Source organism: Nonomuraea sp. CX421, from assembly GCF_059358955.1.
The window spans coordinates 1-17,165 of sequence record NZ_JCADBK010000020.1; the positions used below are offsets into that span (position 1 = coordinate 1).

13 protein-coding genes are annotated in these 17,165 nt (G+C 70.7%); 5 read left to right on the forward strand and 8 right to left on the reverse strand.

Annotated features, from left to right (window positions below; all coding sequences use genetic code 11):
* The 3 genes from AC5L3X_RS28630 to AC5L3X_RS28640 form a co-directional block, all read left to right on the forward strand.
* The coding region (locus AC5L3X_RS28630) for a glycoside hydrolase family 48 protein (protein WP_494861011.1) at positions 1 to 2,640 on the forward strand (2,640 nt) is incomplete at its 5' end.
* 7 nt (positions 2,641 to 2,647) lie between these two features.
* On the forward strand, positions 2,648 to 4,246 hold the full coding sequence (locus AC5L3X_RS28635) for a cellulase family glycosylhydrolase (protein ID WP_494861013.1): 1,599 nt from the start codon (positions 2,648 to 2,650) through the stop codon (positions 4,244 to 4,246).
* Positions 4,243 to 5,607 (forward strand): GH12 family glycosyl hydrolase domain-containing protein, encoded by a 1,365-nt coding sequence (locus AC5L3X_RS28640; protein ID WP_494861015.1) that lies wholly within the window; start codon positions 4,243 to 4,245, stop codon positions 5,605 to 5,607. Before AC5L3X_RS28635 ends, AC5L3X_RS28640 begins: the two co-directional genes overlap by 4 nt.
* A 58-nt stretch (positions 5,608 to 5,665) precedes the next feature.
* On the opposite strand, the gene AC5L3X_RS28645 is transcribed toward AC5L3X_RS28640, so the two are convergent.
* From AC5L3X_RS28645 to AC5L3X_RS28655, 3 genes are all read right to left on the reverse strand, one after another.
* Positions 5,666 to 6,991 carry a protein kinase domain-containing protein gene (locus AC5L3X_RS28645; protein ID WP_494861017.1) on the reverse strand — a complete coding sequence of 442 codons (1,326 nt, stop codon included), beginning with the start codon at positions 6,989 to 6,991 and terminating at the stop codon, positions 5,666 to 5,668.
* Entirely contained in the window at positions 6,978 to 7,961 is a 984-nt protein-coding gene (locus tag AC5L3X_RS28650; RefSeq protein ID WP_189126969.1) for a LacI family DNA-binding transcriptional regulator, read from the reverse strand. Before AC5L3X_RS28650 ends, AC5L3X_RS28645 begins: the two co-directional genes overlap by 14 nt.
* A 96-nt stretch (positions 7,962 to 8,057) precedes the next feature.
* Complete coding sequence (locus tag AC5L3X_RS28655; protein WP_494861019.1) at positions 8,058 to 10,277, reverse strand: thiamine pyrophosphate-dependent enzyme; 2,220 nt, start codon at positions 10,275 to 10,277, stop codon at positions 8,058 to 8,060.
* Positions 10,278 to 10,483: 206 nt separating this feature from the next.
* On the opposite strand from AC5L3X_RS28655, the gene AC5L3X_RS28660 reads away from it, so the two are divergent.
* The gene (locus AC5L3X_RS28660; RefSeq protein ID WP_494861021.1) at positions 10,484 to 11,836 is read left to right on the forward strand and encodes a hypothetical protein; all 1,353 of its coding nucleotides are present in this window, start codon (positions 10,484 to 10,486) and stop codon (positions 11,834 to 11,836) included.
* 57 nt (positions 11,837 to 11,893) lie between these two features.
* Here AC5L3X_RS28660 and AC5L3X_RS28665 read toward each other — a convergent pair whose 3' ends face one another.
* The 5 genes from AC5L3X_RS28665 to AC5L3X_RS28685 form a co-directional block, all read right to left on the reverse strand.
* Positions 11,894 to 12,274: a hypothetical protein gene (locus AC5L3X_RS28665; RefSeq protein ID WP_494861023.1), complete on the reverse strand. Its 381-nt coding sequence runs from the start codon at positions 12,272 to 12,274 to the stop codon at positions 11,894 to 11,896.
* 158 nt (positions 12,275 to 12,432) lie between these two features.
* A complete protein-coding gene (locus tag AC5L3X_RS28670) occupies positions 12,433 to 13,293 on the reverse strand; it encodes an ABC transporter permease (protein WP_494861025.1) in 861 nt (286 codons plus the stop codon).
* Complete coding sequence (locus AC5L3X_RS28675; protein ID WP_494861027.1) at positions 13,290 to 14,267, reverse strand: ATP-binding cassette domain-containing protein; 978 nt, start codon at positions 14,265 to 14,267, stop codon at positions 13,290 to 13,292. Before AC5L3X_RS28675 ends, AC5L3X_RS28670 begins: the two co-directional genes overlap by 4 nt.
* Positions 14,267 to 14,758: a PadR family transcriptional regulator gene (locus AC5L3X_RS28680; protein WP_494861028.1), complete on the reverse strand. Its 492-nt coding sequence runs from the start codon at positions 14,756 to 14,758 to the stop codon at positions 14,267 to 14,269. The genes AC5L3X_RS28675 and AC5L3X_RS28680 overlap by 1 nt, the downstream gene beginning before the upstream one ends.
* 173 nt (positions 14,759 to 14,931) lie before the next feature.
* On the reverse strand, positions 14,932 to 15,528 hold the full coding sequence (locus AC5L3X_RS28685; RefSeq protein WP_494861030.1) for an SACE_7040 family transcriptional regulator: 597 nt from the start codon (positions 15,526 to 15,528) through the stop codon (positions 14,932 to 14,934).
* Between the two features lie 64 nt (positions 15,529 to 15,592).
* Here AC5L3X_RS28685 and AC5L3X_RS28690 point away from each other — a divergent pair, with 64 nt between their 5' ends.
* Positions 15,593 to 17,161 carry a carboxyl transferase domain-containing protein gene (locus AC5L3X_RS28690; RefSeq protein ID WP_494861031.1) on the forward strand — a complete coding sequence of 523 codons (1,569 nt, stop codon included), beginning with the start codon at positions 15,593 to 15,595 and terminating at the stop codon, positions 17,159 to 17,161.
* Positions 17,162 to 17,165 lie beyond the last annotated feature (4 nt).

Genomic DNA, 17,165 nt, shown 5'->3' on the forward strand with positions numbered 1-17,165 from the left:
ATCGGCTTCAACGGCACCTACACCGGAACCAACACCAACCCCGCCACCTTCGCCATCAACGGCGTCACCTGCGGCGGCACCGGTGCCAACACCCCGCCCACAGTGACCCTGACCAGCCCGGGCGCCGGCGCCTCCTACCCGTCGGGCAGCACCGTGCCGCTGGCCGCCACCGCGAGCGACCCCGGCGGGGCGGTGGCCCGCGTCGAGTTCCTCGTCGACGGCGTCCTCGTGGGCACCGACACCACCTCGCCCTACACCTTCGGCGCCACCGGCCTGGCCGCGGGCGGCCACACCGCGCAGGCCCGGGCCGTGGACGACGGCAACCCGGCGCTCACCACGACCACGCCCACGACGTCGTTCACCGTCACCGGCTCCACGCAGCAGGCCCTGGTCGTCGCCCCCACCGTGCTGACCGTGCCCGAAGGCTCCAGCGCGACGTTCTCCGTCCGCCTCGCCGCGCAGCCCACGGCGAACGTCACCGTCACCTCCACGGCCGGCAGCGGCGACACCAGCCTCACCATCACCTCCGGCGCGTCGCTGACCTTCACCACCGCCAACTGGAACATCCCGCAGAACGTCACCGTCGCCGCCGCCGAGGACAGTGACACCACCAACGGCAGCCGGCCCATCACCGTCGCCTCCACCGGCCTGACCAGCGTCACCGTCACCGCCACCGAAGCCGACGACGACGCGCCCCAGAACAGCTACCTGACCGAGTTCACCACCCAGTACAACAAGCTCAAGGACCCGGCCAACGGCTACTTCTCACCGGAGGGCGTGCCGTACCACTCGGTCGAGACGCTCATGGTCGAGGCGCCCGATCACGGCCACGAGACCACCTCGGAGGCGTTCAGCTTCTGGCTGTGGCTGGAGGCGCAGTACGGCCGCGTGACCGGCAACTGGACGCCGTTCAACAACGCCTGGAACGTGATGGAGCAGTACATCATCCCGAGCGCCGCGGGGCAGCCGGGCGGCTCCGCCACCTACAACCCGAACGACCCGGCCGACTACGCGCCCGAGCGGCCCAAGCCCAGCGGCTACCCGGTCGCGCTCAACACCGGCGTCGTGGCGGGTCAGGACCCGCTCGCCAACGAACTGCAGAGCACCTACGGCAACCGGCTCGTGTACGGCATGCACTGGCTGCTCGACGTGGACGACGTGTACGGCTACGGCACCGGCAGGGGCAGCGGCCTGAGCGAGTGCGGCGACGACACCAAGCGCGTCACGTACATCAACACCTACCAGCGCGGACCGCAGGAGTCGGTGTGGGAGACCGTGCCGCATCCGTCGTGTGAGACCGGGCGCTTCGGGCAGCCGGGCGCCGGCTACCCGCCGCTGTTCATCCAGGGCGGCGGCGCGAACCAGTGGCGCTACACCAACGCCCCCGACGCCGACGCCCGCGCCGTGCAGGCCGCCTACTGGGCGCTGACTTGGGCGACGGCCCAGGGCAACCAGTCGCAGGTCAGCGCGACCATGGCCAAGGCCGCCAAGATGGGCGACCACCTGAGGTACGCCTTCTACGACAAGTACTTCAAGAACCCGGGCTGCACCTCGACCTCCTGCACCCCGGGCACCGGCAAGAGCAGCTCGTCGTACATGCTGACCTGGTACTACTCCTGGGGCGGCGACATCGGCGGCTCGTGGGCGTGGCGGATCGGCTCCAGCTCCTGGCACCAGGGCTACCAGAACCCGCTGGCCGCCTGGGTGCTGTCGCCGGCCGGCCCCTCGTCGCTGCGTCCGCGGTCGGCGACGGCGGCCTCCGACTGGCAGACCAGCCTGGGCAGGCAACTCGACTCCTACCTGTGGCTGCAGTCGGCCGAGGGCGGCATCGCGGGCGGCGCCACCAACAGCTGGAACGGCGACTACCAGACGCCCCCGGCCGGCACGCCGACCTTCCACGGCTGGGCCTACGACCACCAGCCGGTCTTCCACGACCCGCCGAGCAACCGGTGGTTCGGGTTCCAGGCGTGGTCGCTGGAGCGGGTCGCGGAGTACTACTACGTGACCGGTGACGCCAAGGCCAAGGCCATCCTCGACAAGTGGGTGCCGTGGGCGCTGGCCAACACCACGTTCGGCGCGAACAACAGCTACCGGATCCCCAACGACATGACCTGGTCCGGCGCCCCGTCGGCCAGTTACTCGGGCGGCGGCAGCGGCCCGGCCGCCAACCCGGGCCTGCACGTCACCGTCGTCAACCACACCGACGACGTCGGCGTGGCCGCGGCCTACGCCAGGACGCTCACCTGGTACGCCGCCAAGTCCGGCAGCGCCACCGCTAAGAGCGCGGCCAAGAACCTGATCGACGGCATCCTGTCGCACAAGGACGCCAAGGGCGCCACGGTCAGCGAGACCCGCGCGGACTACAACCGCTTCGACGACCCGCACGACGACGCCACCGACACCGGCCTGTACGTCCCTCCGGGCTACTCCGGCACCATGCCGAACGGCGACGTCATCAGCTCCGGCAAGACGTTCCTCGACATCAGGTCCTTCTACAAGAACGACCCCGCCTGGGGATCCGTCCAGGCGTACCTGAACGGCACCGGCCCGGCGCCGTCCTTCAGCTACCACCGGTTCTGGGCGCAGGCCGACATCGCCATGGCCGCCGCCGACTACGGCAGCCTCTTCCCGAACGGATGACCGTCAGATGACCACGAGACTCCTCGCGCTCCTCGCTCTCGTGGGCGCCGTGTTGCTGGTCCCGCAGTCCGCCGCCGCCGCGGTGGGCCTGCGGGTCAGCGGCACCCGCGTCCTGGAGGCCAACGGCAGCGCCTTCGTCATGCGCGGCACCAGCCACGCGCACACCTGGTATCCCAGCGAGACGAGTTCCTTCGCCGGGGTCAAGTCGCTCGGCGCCAACACCGTCCGCGTGGTGCTCAGCGGCGGCAGGTGGACGGCCAACTCGGCCTCCGACGTGGCCAATGTCGTCTCCCTGTGCAAGCAGAACCGGCTCATCTGCGTGCTGGAGAACCACGACACCACCGGCTACGGCGAGCAGAGCGGCGCCTACACCCTGGACCAGGCGGTCACGTACTGGATCGGGCTGCAGAGCGTGCTGACCGGCCAGGAGAACCACATCGTGATCAACCTCGGCAACGAGCCGGTCGGCAACAACGCGGTCACCCCCGGCTGGACGCAGGCCACCTCCGCCGCCATCACCCGGATGCGGGGCGCCGGGTTCCAGCACCTGCTCATGGTCGACGCCCCCAACTGGGGCCAGGACTGGCAGGGCGTGATGCGCGACAACGCGAGCACGGTGTTCAACGCCGATCCGCAGAAGAACACCGTCTTCTCCATCCACATGTACGGCGTCTACGACACGGCCGCCGAGATCACCGCCTACCTGGACGCCTTCCAGACGGCCGGGTTGCCGCTGGTCATCGGTGAGTTCGGCCACCTGCACTCCGACGGCGACCCCGACGAGGACACGATCATGGCCCAGGCGCAGAGCCGGGGCATCGGCTACCTCGGCTGGTCGTGGAGCGGCAACGGCGGCGGCGTCGAGTACCTCGACCAGGTCACCTCGTTCAACGCCGCCAACCTCACCTCGTGGGGGCAGCGGCTGTTCAACGGCGCGAACGGCATCCGGGCGACGGCCCGTGAGGCCACGATCTACGGCGGCTCCTCCGACACCACCCCGCCGAGCGCGCCGGGCGGTCTGGCCGCCTCGGGGGTGACGGCGAGTGGGGTGGGTCTGTCGTGGTCGGCGTCGTCGGACAACGTGGGTGTGACGGGTTATGACGTGCTGCGTGCCGGTGCGTCGGGTGCGTTTGCGCCGGTGGGGACGTCGGGTTCGACGTCGTTCAGTGATGCGGGGTTGTCGGCGAACACGACGTACCGGTATCAGGTGCGGGCGCGGGACGCGGCGGGCAACGTCTCGGCGGTGTCCAACACGGTCACGGTGACCACGACCGGAGGCGGCGGCGGAGGCGGCTGCACGGCCGTGGCGACCGTACAGAGCCGGTGGGGCAACGGCTACGTGGTGCAGCCGGTGACCGTGACCAACACGGGCGGCTCGGCGATCAACGGCTGGACCGTGACCTTCACGCTCCCCGCCGGCCACACCGTCACCGGCTCGTGGAACGCCGCCGTATCGGTGAGCGGGCAGACCGTCACCGCCCGCCACCTCTCCTACAACGGGACGATCGCGCCGAACGCCACCGCCGGCTTCGGCTTCCAGGCCGCCCGCCCGGGCGGCGACACCTCCGTGCCGTCCGGCTACGCCTGTCAGGGGGTCACATCATGATCGCGCGCATCCTGGCCGCGCTCGCCACCCTCGTCGCCGCCACGGCGATGCTCACCGGCCCGGCCCACGCCGACGTCGTGATCTGCGAGAAGTGGGGCTCGACCACCATCCAGGGCGGCAGGTACGTCGTCCAGAACAACAACTGGGGCGACGACACCACCCAGTGCATCGACGTCACCGACACCGGCTTCACGGTGACGCAGGCCGTGCACGACAAGCCGCAGAATGGCGCCCCAGGCTCCTACCCGAGCGTCTTCGCGGGCTGCCACTACGCGGTCTGCTCCACCGGCAGCGGCCTGCCGATGCAGGCGAGCGACGCCCGGTTCGCCGGCGTGCGGACCAACGTGACCTTCAGGTATCCGAGCTCCGGCGTGTACGACGCCGCCTACGACCTGTGGTTCGACCCCACGCCCCGCACCGACGGGCAGAACACCGGCGCGGAGCTGATGATCTGGCTGCACCGCACCGGCTCCGTCCAGCCCGTCGGCTCGCGGGTGGCCACGGTCAACCTGGCGGGCGGCACGTGGGACGTGTGGTTCGGCAACATCGGCTGGAACGTCGTCTCCTACGTCCGGACCGCGCCCGCCACCTCGATCGACTTCGCCGTGGACACCTTCTACGGCGACGCTGTCAGCCGCGGCTACGCCCAGCGGTCCTGGTACCTGACCAGTGTCCAGGCCGGGTTCGAGCCATGGGTCGGCGGCGTCGGTCTCGCCGTCGACACCTTCGGCTACAGCACCGGCGGAGTCCCGGGCGACACCACCCCGCCGAGCGCGCCGGGCGGTCTGGCCGCTTCGTGGGTGACGGCGAGTGGGGTGGGTTTGTCGTGGTCGGCGTCGTCGGACGATGTGGGCGTGGTGGGTTATGACGTGTTGCGTGCCGGTGTGTCGGGGGCGTTCGCAGTGGTGGGGTCGTCGGGTTCGACGTCGTTCGGTGATGCGGGGTTGTCGGCGAATACGACGTATCGCTATCAGGTGCGGGCGCGGGACGCGGCGGGCAACGTCTCGGCGGTGTCCAACACGGTCACGGTGACCACGACCGGAGGCGGCGGCGGAGGCGGCTGCACGGCCGCCTACACCCAGACGGGCAGCTGGGGTGGCGGCTTCCAGGGCCAGGTCATCGTGACCAACGCCGGCGCCACGGCCACGACCGGCTGGCGGGTGACGCTGACGTTCGGCGGCGGCCAGACCGTCACCCAGGTCTGGAACGGCCGGACCAACCAGACGACCAGCCCCTACACGGTCACCAACGAGACCTACAACGGCGCTCTGGCACCCGGCGCGAGCACCACGTTCGGCTTCCTCGGCACCTGGACCGGCACGAACCCGGCACCCGCCGTATCGTGCGCCCGCACACCGTAGCCGTACGTCCGCTCAGTTCGGGACGACCCGGTTCGGGATGACTCAGGTCCGGACGTACTCAGCTCCGGACGACCACGGCGAGCTCGGCCAGCAACGCGTCGAGCTCGCCGTGCAGGCGAAGCTCGACGGCCCCTTCCCGCAACCGGTCGTCGAGCTTTCGCCGCAGGTCGGCGACCCCTTGGGGGGTGGTGCCGTTCGCCAGCGTCTGGCGCAGGTCCAGCGCCACGTCCGACCTGATCCGCTGAGCCCGCGCCGCCTCCGCCAGCTGGACGCGGAACCGGTCGAGCACCTCGGGGACGGCGCTCGCCGCGAGGGTGTTCCGCGGCGTGGACGATGCCAGCGGCGCCGGCGAGGCGGAGGGCGTGGACGAGGCGAGCGGCGCCGGCGAGGCCAGAGGCGTGGACGAGAGCAGCGGCGCCGGCGAGGCCAGGGGCGCCGAGGAGGGGAGCTCGGCGGCCGTGCGTCGCGGCTCGGGCAGCGCCGCCGGGCCCGCCGGGCGCCCCTGGTCGCCGACCGGCCCGGCCCACAGCATCGTCGCCGCCACCGTGCCCAGCGCCATCAGCGCCAGGCCGTGCCGCACCCGGTGCCGGAACCTGGCCCGGCCCAGCGTCTGCCCCAGCTGGTCGGCCACCTCGCGGGCGCTGGGCCGCCGCGAGGGCGCCGGGTCGAGGCAGCGCTGACAGAGCTCCGCCAGGTCACCCGGCACGCCCGGCGGCCGAGGGCAGGGCCCGGCTCTGCTCGCCGTCTCCAACTGCTCCCAGGTGGTCTCCGGGTACGGGGTCGCGCCGGTGAGCATCTGGAAGAACAGCACGCCCAGGGCGTACACGTCGACCGCCGGATGGGCCGGGGCGCCCGTGAGCCGCTCCGGCGCGACGTACGGCGGCGTGCCACGCTCGTCGTCGGGATCCCCGGCCAGCGCCGCGATCCCGAAGTCCAGGAGCTTCGGCCCGCCCTCGGTCAGCAGCACGTTCTCCGCCGAGACGTCCCGGTGCACGATGCCCTGCGCGTGCGCCGCCTCCAGCACGCGGGCGATCCGGGCGGTCGTGCCGGCGGCCTCGGTCCAGGACAGCGGCCCGCGCGTCAGCCGTTCCGCCAGCGGCTCCCCGTCCAGCAGCCGCAGCACCACGAAGGCCGCCACGCGGCCCCGCGCCGTCACCGTCTCGCCGTAGTCGTAGACCTCGATCGCGTCGGGATGGGACAGCCGGGCCGTCGTCCTGGCCTCCTTGCGGGCCAGCTCGCGCTGGTCCTGCAGCACCTTCACTGCGACGAGCCGGTCCAGGGACCGGTCGCGGGCCCGCCACAGCACCGACGTGCCGCCCGCGGCGATGAGGTCGAGCAGCACGTACCGGCGGGCCAGGACATCGCCCGGCTCATGCTGATTCACGGACGATCAGCTCCGCGGGCAGGACGGGGTTGACCGAGGAGGTGCCGGCCAGCAACAGCCGGGTGGCCAGCGCGGCGAGCTCCTCCACGGGCTGGCGGACGGTCGTCAGCGCCGGCACGGTCCGCCGCGCCACCGGCGCGTCGTCGAACCCGATCACCGCCACGTCGTCTGGCACCCTGCGCCCGGCCCGTCTCAGCGCGTGGATCGCCCCGGCCGCCATCAGGTCGGACGCCGCGAACACCGCGTCGAGCGCGGGCGCGCGCCGCAGCAGCCACTGCATCGCGTGCGTGCCCGACGGCATGCTGAAGTCGCCGTACGCCACGGGCACGTCGCCGATCCCGGCCCGCCGGAGCATGTGGACGAACCCTTCGAGCCGGTCCTGCGCGGCGGGCAGCGGCGGCGGCCCGGCGATCATGGCCACCGCCCGGCGCCCGCCGAGCAGCAGATGCTCGGCCGCCTGCCGGGCGCCGTCGTGGTTGTCGACGTCGGCGTACGGCAGTTTCACGTCGTCGGGCGGGCGGCCGATGCCGCGTACGGCGATGCCCGAGGTGGACAGCGTGATGGCCAGCGGATGCCGCTCCCGCGCGCCGATCAGCAGCACCCCGTCGGCGGCCCCGGCCAGCGCGGGCATGGCGCCGGGGCCGGCCGGAGGCACCGTCGTCACCATGAGCGGCACGCCGTGCTCCGCCAGCACCTCTCCGGCGGCCGACAGGAACCGCGCGTAGTAGGGGTCGGAGAACAGCCGGTGGAGGTGGTCACAGATCACCACGGCCACGCCGCCGGTCGTCCGCCTGGCGGGGGCGCCCCGGGGCGCCCGGTGGCGCACGTAGCCCAGACGTGACATCGCCTCGTAGACCTGGCGGCGGGTCGAGGTGCTGACCCTGACGGTGCCAGTCAATACGCGAGAGGCGGTCGCCGGGGATACACCGGCTGCCGCTGCCACCTGTGCGAGCGTGGGCAAATCGGTCACGATGCACCTCGCCCAAGATCTATTGGGAGCGCTCCCTAAACTACCAGCGTTTCGGCTTTGTTAACAGATGCAGTCATTATGCGACAAGTTGCATAATCAGCCGAGTAGCTTGCGAGCGGCCTGTTCGATCTCCTCCTCCGACAGCAGCACGTGATCGGCGGCGGCCCCCAGCGGAATGAAACTGTCGGCCGACGTCACCCGCGCGATCTGCCCAGTGAAGCCGGCGTCGACGAGCTCGGCCACGATGCCCTCCGAGACGCCGCCGGTGTGGCGGGTCTCGTCGGCGATCAGCACCTTGCCGGTCAGCTCGGCCGCCCGCAGCAGATCGTCGACCGGGAGCGGCGCCAGCCACCGCAGGTCGAGGACCCGGCAACTGTAGCCCTCCTGTGTCAACCGGACCGCGGCCCGCAGGCTCATCCGCAGCCCGTTGCCGAACGTCACGATCGTCAGGTCGCGGCCGTCGCCATAGGAGCGGGCGCGGCCGATCGGCACGTGGGTCTCCCGCCACCGCGCCGGCGGGGCGTACGGCGCCAGCCAGCCGCCGTCGCCCTCGTCGAACAGGTCACGCGTGTGGTAGAGCGCGATCGGCTCCAGGAACACGCACACCGACCCCTCGGTGCGGGCGGCGGCCAGGCAGGTGCGCAGCATGGCCGACGCGTCGTCGGGGCGCGACGGCGAGGCGATGACCAGGCCGGGGATGTCGCGCAGCGCGCCGACCGCGTTGTCGTTGTGGAAGTGGCCGCCGAACCCCTTCTGGTAGCCGTAGCCGGCGACCCGGACCACCAGCGGGTTGACGTATGCGCCCTGGGAGAAGAACGACAGCGTCGCGGCCTCGCCACGGATCTGGTCGAGCGCGTTGTGCAGGTAGGCGAGGTACTGGATCTCGGGCACCGGCAGCAGCCCGGACACCCCGCCGCCCAGCGCCAGCCCGAGGACGGTCTGCTCGTCGAGGAGCGTGTCGAAGACCCGGCCGCCACCGAAGCGTTTCTGCAGGCCCCGGGTCACGCCGTAGACGCCGCCCTTGCGGCCGACATCCTCGCCGAAGACCATCATCTCGGGGTAGACGGCGAGCGCGTCGGCGAGCGTGCGGTTGATCGACTGGGACAGCGTCAACGGCCGCTCCGTCTCGGGCAGCGCCCCGGCGAACGCCCGCTCCCTGACCGTGCTCTCGGCGGCCACCGGGCTGATCTTGGCGATCATGTCGGCGCGGCGCGGCGCCAGCGGCTCCATGACCTCCTTGGCCGACCCCAGCCGTGGGGTGCGGGTGGTCTCCAGGGCGATGCGCAGCACGTGCTCGCGCGACAGCTCGTATCTCCTGAGCAACTCGTCAGGCGTGATCAGGCCGGCCTCGACGAGCAGGCGGGCGGAGGCGATGAGCGGGTCGCGTTCGAGGTCGGCGCGGATCTCCCGCTGGCCGCGGTAGGCGGCCTCGACGTCGGAGCCGGCGTGGCCCATCAGCCGGACCATGCTCAGGTGCAGGAACGCGGGGGAGCGGTGGGTGCGCACGTGATGGACCGCCCGCGTCGCCGCATCGTACGCGTCGGCCAGGTCGCAGCCATCGCCGGAGAAGTAGGCGATGCCGGGACGCCGTGCCGCCGACTCCACCCAGCCCTTGGGCGTGCGCACGCTGATGCCGAGGCCGTTGTCCTCGCACACGAACAGGATCGGCATCGCCTGACCCTGGTGGGTGGCGTAGGCGGCGGTGTTGAAGCCGGCCAGCGCGGTCGCGTGGTTGACCGAGGCGTCACCGAAGCTGCACACGGCGATCGCGTCGCCCGGCCAGGCCGCGGGGACGCCGAGCGCGCGGGCCCGCTCGATGGCGAAGGCCACGCCGACGGCGCGGGGCAGGTGGCTGGCGATCGTCGAGGTCTGCGGAATGATCGCCAGGTCGGGATGGCCGAACACCTTGTGCCGGCCGCCCGCGATCGGCTCCTCGGACGAGGCGGTCAGCCCCAGCAGGACGTCGCGGATGCCCTGCTCGGGCAGGCGCCCGGCCTGCTCGGACCGGGTCAGGTAGAAGGCGCCCGAACGGTAGTGCAGCAGCGCCGGGTCGTCCGGCCGGAGGGCGGCGGCCACGGCCGCGTTGCCCTCGTGCCCGGCCGAGCCGATCGTGTAGTGCCCCTGCTGCTGCTCGCGGAGCCAGCGGGCCGCGATGTCGAGGATGCGGCTGTCGAGCTGGCGCTGGAACAGCCTGCGGCACTGCTCGCCGGTCAGCGGACCGCCCTCGCGAAGGGGCTGCCCGGGATCTCGGGCCGCGCCCGCCTTGAGCGTCGCAACCGTCTGGGTGAAGTGAGTCTCAACAGTGTCGCGCGCCACAAAACCGATTATGTCTCCCTGGAGCGGTCCACGTCTGCCGGTCCGGGGTCACCGGTAAATTGGACCGATCCTATTGACAGCGATCAATAACAGCTTGTCAGATTTCTAAACCATTAGCGCGATTTATACGTCTACTGAGATAGATACGCGTGGCACCCTCAATGCCGCGTTGAAACCACTGGGGTCTCCACCAGAAAGGAACCCGCATGTTACGACGCATGCGCGCGGCCGCCCTCGTGCTGGCGATGGGCGCCGGGACACTCGTCCTGGCGACACCCGCGTCGGCCACGGCCAAAGCGCCGACCATCTCCCCCGTAGCCGTCAGTCCCGCATCGCCGATCGTCGTCTTCGACAAGCCGGTGACGGCGACGTTCTCGTTCACCACGAAGGACGCCGGCAAGGCCGAGCTCCAGCTCAAGCCGCCCGGCGCGAGCGTCGGCGGCCAGGTCGCGCTGACGCCGAAGCCGTTCGGTCAGTGGACCAAGTGGACCGGCACCAAGACCTTCGAGGCCGCGAACGCCGGCCAGTGGAGCTTCCTCGCCATCGCCCACGGCGACGGCGAGAAGTCCGTCAACGGCACGCTCGAGGTCCGCAAGGCACTCGACACCAAGATCGTCGACTTCGACGCCAACCCCGACCTGGTCGACAGAGGCGACCGGATCAGGGTCTCCGCCCGGCTCCTCGCCGACGGCAAGGGCTACGGCGGCAAGTCGGTGACGATCACCTTCCGCGCCAAGGGCACCGACGCCTACCGGCACGTCGCCAAGTCGACGACCGCGGCCAACGGCTGGTTCTCCGCCCACGTGAAGGCCGAGGCCACCGGCTGGTGGCGGGCCGAGTTCGGCGGCGACGCGTTCGCCAGGTCCTCCGTCAGCGACACCGACAGGGTCGACGTCAAGCGCCGCGACCGCGACAGCAGGATCGTCGGGTTCGACGCCCATCCCGAGCCGGTAGACAAGGGCGACAAGCTCACCTTCACCGGCGCCCTCCAGGCCGAGGGCTGGCGCTCGCTGCCCGGCCAGCGCGTGAACATCGTGTTCAAGGCGCCCGGAACCGACCGCTGGCAGTGGGTCGCCAGTGACGTGACCGGCCGCGACGGCCGCTTCTGGGCCTCCACCACGGCCGAGACCTCGGGCTGGTGGCGCGCGGAGTACGCCGGCACCAAGGGGATCAACGGCTCGGCCAGCGGCCCCGACTGGGTCCGCGTCGTCCAGCCCACCCCGCCGCCGGTGCAGGTCGACAAGGCCGACACCCGCCTGATCAAGTTCAACGCCTACCCGGAGCCGGTCAAGCGCGGCAAGTACGTGAAGTTCCGCGGCAAGCTGCAGGTCGACGACGAGGGCTCCTGGGAGGGCTACTCCGGCAAGGTGCGGCTCTACTTCAAGCCGGCCGGCTCGCACAAGTGGCAGTACGTGAAGTCGACCTGGTCCAACGACAGCGGCAAGGTCTACACCAAGGTCAAGGGCTGGAAGTCGGGCTGGTGGAAGCTCGTCTTCCGCGGTGACGACGACACCTGGGGCGACACCAGCCGCAGGGACTACGTCCGCGTCAAGCGGTAACCACCACCCAGCCGCGACATCGAGGCCCGGAGCGTGTCCGCTCCGGGCCTCACCCGCTCAGTTGACCCGGCTCCCGGGCGCCTGCGCGCCCAAGCCGACGAGCATCGCCTTGATCTCGGTCAAGCTCCCTTCGACCCGCTCGAACCGCTGGTCCATGGCCTCGAACCGCTGGTCGACCCGCTCGAACCGCTGGTCCATGGCCTCGAACCGCTGGTCGACCCGCTCGAATCGCTGGTCTATCGCCTCGAACCGCTGGTCCATGGCTTCGAACCGCTGGTCGACTTGCGCGAAGCCTGCCCGCATCTCCATCCGGACCTCTTCGATCCGTATGTCGATCTTCTTGTCGAGGGTGTCGATCTTGGCGAGGATGTTCTGCCCGACGTCGCTGACGCGGTCGTGCAGGGCGGTGAAGCGTTCGGCGATGCTCATGTCTGACACGCCACTCACTGTACGAGACTCGAGAGCCGCGACCCTGGTCTGGAGGTCACGAACCTGCACCTGGAGGTCAAGCATGTTCAATCCTTTCGGGGGGGTGTTGCACTTCGTGAACACTACCCTCCGCTGTCGAGTCGTCGCACTCCGTTTCCGAAAAGCTCTCACTCGGCCCGGCGGAACTGCGCGACCGCGAACATCAGCAGCACCCCGCCGAGCGCCGCCACCAGGCCGAGCTCCAGCGGCACCGGCACCTGGTAGCCGAACCACTGGACCCCGGGATTGAGCGCCGCGTTCACCTGGGCGGGGACGTCGAGGTGGGAGAAGACGGCCTGCCGCATCGGATCCACCGCGTACGTCATCGGGTTGATCACGGTCAGGAAGTGCAGCCACGACGGCAGGTTGGCCAGCGGGAACATCGCTCCCGACAGGAACACCATCGGCATGATCGCCATCTGCATCAGCCCGAAGAACGTCTGCATGTTCTTCATCCGGGCGGCCAGCAGCACCCCGAAGGCGGTGATCGTGAAGGCGGCCAGGAACATCTCGGCCAGCAGGGTGAGCATCAGCGCCGGCGAGTAGGGAATGCCCACGAGCCCGGCCATGGCCAGGATGATGACGCCCTGCCCGGTGGCCACCAGCGCGCCGCCGAGGCACTTGCCCACGACGATCGCCCCTCGTGAGACGGGGGCGACGAGCATCTCGCGCAGGAAGCCGAACTCGCGATCCCACACGATCGAGCCGGCGGAGAACATGCCGGTCATGATCACGGTCATCGAGATCATTCCGGGATACATGAACGTACGGAAGTCGACGCCCGGGATCGAGCCCTGCACCAGCGAGCCCAGCCCGGTGCCCATGACGAAGAGCCAGAGCACCGGCTGCAGCAGCATCGACAGCATGCGCGTCCGGTCGTTGACGAAGCGCAGCATCTCGCGATGGAGCACCACCTTGATCGCCCGGAGGTCGTGGCCCGTGCCGCGCGCGGGCGTCCGGACGGCGATCGCCTCTGTCGCCATCGTCATCGCCTCGCCATCGTGCGCATCCACGCCATCGTGTCGGCGCCGGACTCGGCGTCGCGGATGGTGGAGCCGGTGTAGGACATGAACACGTCGTCGAGCGAGGGCCGCGAGACGCTGACCGAGGTGATCGGCATGCCGAGCTCGGCGAACAGCCGGGGCACGAACTCCTCGCCCGAGGCCACGGCGAACGTCACCGCGCCCTCGTGCACGGCCGCGTCGAGGCCGAACCTCTCCCGGAGCGCCTCGATCGCGCGCGCGTCGTCACCGGTATGGATCTGCACCCGGTCCTTGCCGACGCTGGCCTTCAGTGCCTCCGGCGAGTCGATGACGACGATCTCGCCGTGGTCGATGATCGCGATCCGGTCGCAGTACTCGGCCTCGTCCATGTAGTGCGTGGTCATGAAGATCGTGATGTCCTCCATGCGCCGCAACTGGTTGATGTAGCCCCAGATGGCCGAGCGGGTCTGCGGGTCGAGCCCGACGGTCGGCTCGTCCAGGAACAGCACCCGGGGTGAGTGGAGCAGGCCGCGGGCGATCTCCAGGCGCCGCTTCATGCCGCCGGAGAACGTCATGACCTTGGCGTCCTTGCGGTCCCAGAGCGCGACCATCTCCATGACCTGCCGGATCCGGTCGCCTACGACGCTCTTGGGCACGCCGTACAGCTCCGCATGGAAGCGCAGGTTCTGCTCGGCGCTCAGGTAGCCGTCGAGGGTCGGGTCCTGGAAGACCAGGCCGATGTTGCGGCGGACGTCGTCGCGCTGGCGGACGACGTCGTAGCCGGCGACGGTGGCGCTGCCGCCCGTGGGGTTGACCAGCGTGCACAGCATGCTGATCGTGGTGGTCTTGCCGGCGCCGTTGGGGCCGAGGAAGCCGAACACCTCGCCGGGCGGCACCTCGAAGTCGACGCCCTTGACGGCCTCCACCTTTCCGTAGGTCTTGGATAACTTCCGTACGGCCACCGCCGTCTGGTCGGGCATCAGTCCTCCGCCAGGATCTGGAAAACGGATCTGCGTGTCTGCCTGAGCAACTGCTTGGCCGCGACGACCTGGCGGTCGTTGGCCGTGCGTGTCAGATGGATGAACGCCTCGTTGAGCTGGGCCCACAGCAGGCGCAGCTCGTGGCGGTCCTCGGGGATCGTGCGGGCCACCTCGTCCCAGGGGGCCTCGGCGCCGAGCTGCCGTTCGGCCTGCGCGCGGCCCTGCCCGGTCAGCCGGTAGGTGCGGGTGCCGCCGGACTCGTCGCCGGTCACCAGCCCCTCGTCCTCCAACTGCTGGAGCGCGGGATAGACCGAGCCGGGGCTCGGCCGCCACACGCCGCGGCTGCGGGCCTCGATGTCCTGGATCATCTGGTAGCCGTTCTTCGGCTCCTCGGCGAGCAGGATCAGCAGCGCCGCCCGCACGTCGCCTCGCCGGACCCGGGGCGCGTCGCCCTCCCAGGCCACAGGGGGGAGAGGCGGCACGAGGGGCATGGGCGGCACGGGAGGGAAGGGCGCCGGCGGAACGGTCGCGCCGTGGGGGGCCGGCGGGAAGCCCGGATGATCGTCCCAAGCGTGCATGAATAACACCTCCAACTATCGAGATACCTTGACGATATATCTAGATAGTTGAGCCAGCAAGGCGTTTTCGGTGAACGTGGAGAGTGTTAGCGGACGTTAACCGCGGCATCGACGGCGGCTCGCGCCATCGCGCGTAGCAGGGGCCGCATGGCCTCGGGCGGCAGCTCGCCGGCGCTGTGCGGGGTGGAGTTGAGCAGGCCGAAGACGGCGTGCGTGGCCGCGCGCAGCCGCGCCGCCGGGCACGACGGGTGCAGCTCGGCCAGCACGGTCACCCACTCCTCGACGTAGAGCCGCTGCAGCCTCCTGATCTGCCGCCGCGCGGGCTCGGGCACGTTGCCCAGCTCGCGGTCGTGCACGGTGATCAGCGCGGGCTGCTCGAGGGCGAACGTGATCTGCGTGTCGAGTAGCGCGTCGAGCGTCTCGCCCGGCCCGCCGGACGCGGTCACGACGGCGACCGCCGACTCGCGCAGCCGCGAGCTGATGCCGAGCAGCATCTCGGCGAGCAGTGCCTCCTTGCCGCTGAAGTGCCGGTAGAGCGCGGGGCCGGAGACGCCGACCGCCCCTCCGATGTCCTCGATCGAGACGCCGTGGAAGCCGCGGGCGGCGAACAGTCTCGCGGCGGCGTCGAGGATTTCGGTGCGCCGGTTGCCGCGATTGCGGGTAGGTGTCCGGGCAGTCGTCACGTCTCACATGCTAGACGGTTTCGTTAATGATGACTAACATCTCGCACATGACGAAAGGGGAGTCATGAGCGATTGGCCGGTGCTGCAGTCGTCCGCCGACTCCGGCGGCGAGCTCTTCAAGCGCAACGCCGAGCTCAACGAGCGGCTGGCCGCCGAGTTGCTGGAGCGGCTCACCGTGGCGGCCCTGGGCGGTCCCGAGCGATCGCGGCGGCGGCACGTCGAGCGCGGCAAGCTGCTGCCGCGTGACCGCGTCGACGGCCTGCTCGACCCCGGCTCCCGCTTCCTGGAGCTGTCCCCGCTCGCGGCCGGCGGTCTCTACGACGACCAGGCGCCCGCCGCCGGCATCATCACCGGCGTCGGCCGGGTCGCCGGGCGTGAGTGCGTGATCGTGGCCAACGACGCCACCGTCAAGGGCGGCACCTACTATCCGATCACCGTCAAGAAGCACCTGCGCGCGCAGGAGGTGGCGCTGCACAACCGGCTGCCGTGCGTCTACCTCGTCGACTCCGGCGGCGCGTTCCTGCCCCGGCAGGACGAGGTGTTCCCCGACCGCGAGCACTTCGGCCGGATCTTCTACAACCAGGCCACGATGTCCGCGCGGGGCATCCCGCAGATCGCCGCCGTCCTCGGATCCTGTACGGCCGGCGGCGCGTACGTGCCGGCCATGAGCGACGAGGCGGTCATCGTGCGCGGCCAGGGCACGATCTTCCTCGGCGGCCCGCCGCTGGTGAAGGCCGCCACCGGCGAGGAGGTCACGGCCGAGGAGCTGGGCGGCGGCGACCTGCACTCCCGGGTCAGCGGCGTCACCGACCACCTGGCCGAGGACGACGCCCACGCGCTGGCCATCGTCCGCGACATCGTCTCCACGCTGGCGCCCCGGGCCGAGCGGCCGTGGCACACCCTCCCGCCGGAGGAGCCCGCGTACGACCCGCGCGACCTCTACGGCATCGTGCCCGCCGACACCCGCCAGCCCTACGACGTGCGCGAGGTCATCGCCCGGCTCGTCGACGGGTCGCGGTTCCTGGAGTTCAAGGCCGAGTACGGCGCCACCCTGGTCACCGGCTTCGCCCACCTGCACGGCCACCCGGTCGGGATCGTCGCCAACAACGGCATCCTGTTCAGCGAGTCGGCGATGAAGGGGGCCCACTTCATCGAGCTGTGCGACCAGCGGAAGATCCCGCTGGTGTTCCTGCAGAACATCAGCGGGTTCATGGTCGGCAAGGCGTACGAGGCGGGTGGCATCGCCAAGCACGGCGCCAAGATGGTCACGGCGGTCTCGTGCGCGCGGGTGCCGAAGTTCACCGTGGTGATCGGCGGGTCGTTCGGCGCGGGCAACTACGCCATGGCCGGGCGCGCCTACTCGCCCCGGTTCCTGTGGATGTGGCCCAACGCCCGCATCTCGGTCATGGGCGGCGAGCAGGCCGCCAACGTGCTCACCACCGTGGGCGACGCCGACGCCGACGCGATCCGGGCCCAGTACGAGCACCAGGGCAACCCCTACTACTCCACCGCCAGGCTCTGGGACGACGGCGTGATCGATCCTCTCGACACCCGTACCGTCCTTGGCCTGGCCCTCTCCGCGGCGGCCAACGCCCCGCTCGACCCCGTCGCCTACGGCGTCTTCAGGATCTGATCGC

Excerpts from the sequence above, each read along its gene's own strand:
- AC5L3X_RS28635 (WP_494861013.1), top strand. The coding sequence starts at position 2,648 with ATGACCACGAGACTCCTCGCGCTCCTCGCTCTCGTGGGCGCCGTGTTG.
- AC5L3X_RS28640 (WP_494861015.1), top strand. The coding sequence starts at position 4,243 with ATGATCGCGCGCATCCTGGCCGCGCTCGCCACCCTCGTCGCCGCCACG.
- AC5L3X_RS28660 (WP_494861021.1), top strand. The coding sequence starts at position 10,484 with ATGTTACGACGCATGCGCGCGGCCGCCCTCGTGCTGGCGATGGGCGCC.
- AC5L3X_RS28670 (WP_494861025.1), bottom strand. The coding sequence starts at position 13,293 with ATGACGATGGCGACAGAGGCGATCGCCGTCCGGACGCCCGCGCGCGGC.
- AC5L3X_RS28675 (WP_494861027.1), bottom strand. The coding sequence starts at position 14,267 with ATGCCCGACCAGACGGCGGTGGCCGTACGGAAGTTATCCAAGACCTAC.
- AC5L3X_RS28680 (WP_494861028.1), bottom strand. The coding sequence starts at position 14,758 with ATGCCCCTCGTGCCGCCTCTCCCCCCTGTGGCCTGGGAGGGCGACGCG.
- AC5L3X_RS28690 (WP_494861031.1), top strand. The coding sequence starts at position 15,593 with ATGAGCGATTGGCCGGTGCTGCAGTCGTCCGCCGACTCCGGCGGCGAG.